This window comes from Flavobacterium sp. (genome assembly GCF_029242675.1).
In the GTDB taxonomy this organism is placed as follows: Bacteria; Bacteroidota; Bacteroidia; order Flavobacteriales; family Flavobacteriaceae; genus Flavobacterium.
The window spans coordinates 1-3,603 of sequence record NZ_JAQWTM010000285.1; the positions used below are offsets into that span (position 1 = coordinate 1).

3 protein-coding genes and 1 pseudogene are annotated in these 3,603 nt (G+C 38.4%); all 4 read left to right on the plus strand.

The annotated features are described in order from the left end of the window. Positions 1 to 194, plus strand: a pseudogene (locus P8M54_RS10350) (2-isopropylmalate synthase); the annotation flags it as partial. Positions 195 to 244: 50 nt separating this feature from the next. Further along, positions 245 to 1,363 (plus strand): 3-isopropylmalate dehydrogenase, encoded by a 1,119-nt coding sequence (leuB, locus tag P8M54_RS10355; RefSeq protein WP_300287756.1) that lies wholly within the window; start codon positions 245 to 247, stop codon positions 1,361 to 1,363. A 42-nt stretch (positions 1,364 to 1,405) separates the two neighbouring features. Continuing rightward, entirely contained in the window at positions 1,406 to 3,079 is a 1,674-nt protein-coding gene (gene ilvD, locus P8M54_RS10360) for a dihydroxy-acid dehydratase (protein ID WP_300287757.1), read from the plus strand. A gap of 40 nt (positions 3,080 to 3,119) precedes the next feature. Next, a partial coding sequence (locus tag P8M54_RS10365) for a thiamine pyrophosphate-binding protein (RefSeq protein WP_300287758.1) occupies positions 3,120 to 3,603 on the plus strand: 484 nt, incomplete at its 3' end.

Genomic DNA, 3,603 nt, shown 5'->3' on the forward strand with positions numbered 1-3,603 from the left:
TAACAGCCAGAAGCGGAAGAGCTGCACTGGCGTATCGAGCTAAAAAAGTAGGATACGAACTAACCAAAGTACAATTAGATATCGTTTACACCGAGTTTTTGAAATTTGCAGATATTAAGAAAGAAGTCGTAGATGCAGACATTCATCAAATTATTGAAGTCAGTAAATTGCAAGAAGAATTGATCAGAAATTAGTAGTTAAAAAGAACGTTAGAAAGCAACACAACATTATAGTCATAAATCGTATGAATCTAAAAATAGCAGTATTAGCAGGTGACGGAATTGGTCCAGAAGTTATTTTACAAGCCAAAAAAGCGTTGTACGCCATTGGGGTAATTTACCATCACGAATTTATTTTTGAAGATGCGCTAGTAGGGGCAACGGCAATAGATAAAACAGGGACGTCCTTACCACAACAAACATTGAACTTGTGCCTAAATACCGATGCCGTTTTATTTGGTGCAGTAGGAGATCCTGTGCATGATATAAATCCTGACACAGCAATGCGACCAGCTCATGGTGTTTTAAAATTAAGAAAAGAATTAGGTCTTTTTACAAATGTTCGTCCTATTAAAACCTATCCCACTTTATTAAATTCCTCTCCCTTGAAACAGGAAATAATCGATGGTATCGATTTTGTTGTTTTCAGAGAATTGACAGGTGGCGCTTATTTCAGTGAGAAAAAAATAAATCCAGAGGGAACCATTGCCTCTGATTTATTGGAATATTCAGAAGAAGAAATCACTAGAATTGCACATTTGGCTTTTCAATCAGCAGAAAAAAGAAAACAAAAAGTAACCTTGGTTGATAAAGCCAATGTTTTAGAAACGTCCCGCTTATGGAGAAAAGTCGTTTCAAACGTAGCTGAATCCTATCCGGACGTAACTTTGAATTTTTTATATGCTGATACGGCAGCCATGCAAGTCATTTTAAACCCTAAACAATTTGACGTTATCCTTACCGAAAATTTATTTGGAGATATTTTATCCGATGAAGCGAGTGCTATAACCGGTTCTATCGGATTATTGGCATCAGCATCCTACGGAACGTCTAATGCTTTATTTGAGCCTGTCCACGGTTCGCATCCATTAGCTAAAGGTAAAAACATTGCTAATCCAATCGCTTCAATCGTTTCAGCTGCTATGCTTTTAGAGCATTTTGGACTATACGAAGAAGCGCAAAAAGTACACGAAGCAGTTTTGAAATCGATAGAATACAATGTTGTTACGATCGATCTAAATCCAGGAACAAGCTTTGGAACTAACGAGGTTGGAGAATTCGTATCCAATTTTATTTTGAACAAAGATGATTTACTATACTTCAATAATGACAACGTCCATATTGGTCAGTCTACAATTGTTTAAAATAGAAAAACATAATTAAAAAATCAGCTAGAATTACATATAATGGAATTAAATAAATACAGTAAAACCATCACCCAAGACGAAACCCAACCCGCAGCGCAAGCCATGTTGTACGGAATAGGATTAACCGAAGAAGATCTAAACAAGGCGCAAGTTGGAATCGTAAGTATGGGCTACGAAGGAAATACGTGTAACATGCACTTGAATGACCTTGCCAAAGATATTAAGAAGGGTGTGTGGAAGGAAGATCTTGTAGGTCTTATTTTTAACACAGTAGGAGTGAGTGATGGAATCTCGAACGGTACTGACGGAATGCGTTTTTCACTAGTTTCTAGAGACGTAATCGCAGATTCTATCGAGACAGTAATGGGAGCACAATGGTATGATGCATTAATTGCTGTTCCAGGTTGCGATAAAAATATGCCAGGATCGGTAATTGCAATGGGTAGAGTTAATCGTCCATCGATTATGGTTTATGGTGGTACCATTCACTCTGGAAAATGGAAAGGTGAATCACTAAATATTGTCTCCGCTTTTGAAGCATTAGGAAAAAAATTCAGCAATACTATCGAACCGGAAGATTTTAAAGGAGTAATAAAAAATGCTTGTCCTGGTGCTGGAGCTTGTGGCGGAATGTACACGGCTAACACCATGTCATCAGCAATTGAAGCCTTAGGAATGAGTTTGCCTTACAGCTCTTCTAATCCGGCTTTAAGCCAAGAAAAAAAACAAGAATGTATTGACGCTGGTAAAGCCATCCGAATATTATTAGAAAAAGATATCAAACCTAGAGATATCATGACACGTGAAGCATTTGAAAATGCGATCACGATGGTGGCAGTTCTAGGTGGTTCAACAAATGCGGTGATGCACTTAATTGCAATGGCACATTCTGTTGATATCGAAATCACACTAAAAGATTTCCAAGACATTAGTGATAAAACTCCTTTACTGGCTGATTTAAAACCAAGTGGAAAATACCTAATGGAAGACTTACACGAAGTAGGTGGTGTTCCAGCGGTAATGAAATATTTATTAAAAGAAGGATTGCTACACGGAAATTGCTTGACAGTTACCGGAAAAACGCTAGCTGAAAACTTAGCAGCTGTTCCCGATTTAAATGACGGACAAGAAGTAATTCACGAAATACAAAAAGCTTTAAAAGCAACAGGAAATATTCAAATCTTATACGGTAATCTAGCTGAAGAAGGATGTGTTGCTAAAATTAGTGGTAACGAAGGAGAATATTTTGAAGGTGATGCTATTGTTTATGAGAATGAACATGATGTGATAAAAGGAGTTCGAGCGGGAGAGGTTAAACCAGGTAATGTAGTCGTCATTAGGTACTGTGGACCTAAAGGTGGGCCAGGAATGCCTGAAATGCTAAAACCAACATCCGCAATTATGGGTGCCGGTTTAGGAAAAAGTGTCGCTTTGATTACTGATGGTAGATTCTCTGGTGGTTCACATGGTTTTGTTGTAGGACACGTAACGCCCGAAGCTTTTGATGGAGGTGGAATTGCACTGGTTGAAAATGGTGATATTATTACTATTGATGCCGTGAAAAACACCATCAATTTAAAAATTTCTGACGAAGAGTTTGCAGCAAGAAAAGCAAAATGGGTTCAACCTGAATCGAGTATCAAAAAAGGAGTTTTACTAAAATACATTAGATCAGTTTCAAGCGCATCAACAGGTTGTGTAACTGACAAATAAATCAATGAGCCACAAGCTTGTTGCTATTAAATTATAACCCATGGGAACAAATAAAATATCAGGTGCAGAAGCCGTTATTAGATGCCTTTTAGCAGAAGGAGTGGACTTGGTATACGGTTATCCTGGTGGAGCCATTATGCCAGTTTATGATGAATTATACAAATTTAAAGAACAATTGCATCATGTGCTTGTTCGTCATGAGCAAGGAGCAACACATGCCGCGCAAGGATACGCCAGAGCAACCGGAAAAGTAGGTGTAGCCATCGCTACTTCAGGTCCTGGAGCAACTAATCTTGTTACCGGAATCGCTGATGCACAAATAGACTCGACGCCTATGGTGTGCATAACAGGACAAGTAGGGAAACATTTACTTGGTTCTGATGCCTTTCAAGAAACCGATATCATCGGAATTTCCACCCCTGTTACAAAGTGGAATTACCAAATTACGGAAGCCTCTGAAATTCCTGAAATTATGGCAAAAGCTTTCTACATTGCTAGAAGTGGTAGGCCAGGCCCTGTTTTGA